1 protein-coding gene and 1 pseudogene are annotated in these 1,163 nt (G+C 74.1%); both read left to right on the top strand.

Annotated features, from left to right (window positions below):
• On the top strand, positions 1–246 hold a 246-nt coding region (locus tag ACIBAI_RS28910), incomplete at its 5' end, for a hypothetical protein (RefSeq protein ID WP_399038781.1).
• A 108-nt stretch (positions 247–354) separates the two neighbouring features.
• A pseudogene (locus ACIBAI_RS28905) lies at positions 355–1,163 on the top strand (ATP-binding protein); the annotation flags it as partial.

The raw sequence follows: 1,163 nt of genomic DNA, 5'->3' as shown, positions 1-1,163 counted from the left end.
CGGGGTGAGTGGTGGCCACTGACCGGCCGCGAGCGCCGCGCGATGGCCCGCGCCCTGGCCGGCGGCGCCTACCGCACCGTGCGGGGCCGCAGTACCGGCCGCGCCGAACAGCAGATGGACGCCACCGGCTCCGCCGCCGAGACGCGGCTGAACGCCGAGCTGACCGCCCTGCACGGGGAGCGGCAGCGGCTGCTCACCGAGGCCGCCCGCGCCAAGGCCGCCAAGAAGTCGTCCGGCTGGTGGTGACCAGCCAGCCCTTCCCCGCCGGGGTGACCGGGACTTTCCACGGACACGGCCACCCCGGCTCTCCCTCACTCCCGCCCCCGTAGGGGGGCAGTCAGGAGAACTTCCAGCATGTCTGAGAACGTCGTCCACCTCCACAAGGCCACCGACCCGCCGCCCCCGGAGACGGCCCCCACCGTGCTGACCGTGGTCCCCGACCCGCCCGCGCCGGCCCCGGTGCCGTTGTGGGTGCGCTCCGGACGCGCCGTGAAGCGGGCCGTGACCGACGGGCGGACGAAGACGGTCGTCCGGGCCACGGCCCGGCACGGCCTCTACACGTTCAACGGGGGCCGGATCGTGGCCCGCCGTGCGTGGGACGGCCGTACCGGTGCCCGCTACGAGCGGATGATCCGGGCGGCGGAGGCCGCAGGGAACCTGGAAGCGGCCGAGGAGTGGGAGGAGCGGTTGCAGCGCTTCCGCGCCGCCCGCCACCACCGCCGCATGGACCTGCTGCACTCGCCCGTCGAGGTCGCCAAGGGCATCGCGGTGGGCGCGGGGATGAGCATCGGTGTCCTGGTCGCCCTCGGGGTGGCTCTGGCCATCAACACCGGCCAGGTCGGCGATGTCATCACCCCCCTGTCGGCCACCATCGACTTCATCGCCCTGCTCATCCGCATCGTGCAGATCGTCTGGGGCCCGGCCCTCACGATCGGCCCGCTGCTCGCCTTGCTCGCCCTGTGGTCGGTCGGCCGCAAGCAGCACGCCGCACCCGCCTGGGCCCTCCCGGCCAACGTCCGCTCCGGGGAGGGGGAGCCGATCACCCCGTCCATCGTGGTCAAGGCCCTGCGCGACCTCGGCATCCCCGCCCTGCGCAACGCCATCAAGGAGATGGGGGATGCCGGCGCGAGCATGCTCGGACCGATCCGGATCGCCGGATGCGG

The sequence above is a fragment of the Streptomyces sp. NPDC051041 genome (genome assembly GCF_044456065.1).
In the GTDB taxonomy this organism is placed as follows: domain Bacteria; phylum Actinomycetota; class Actinomycetes; order Streptomycetales; family Streptomycetaceae; genus Streptomyces; species Streptomyces glaucus.
Note: the sequence above shows the minus strand (reverse complement) of the source record. Positions and strands in the feature narration are given on the sequence as shown.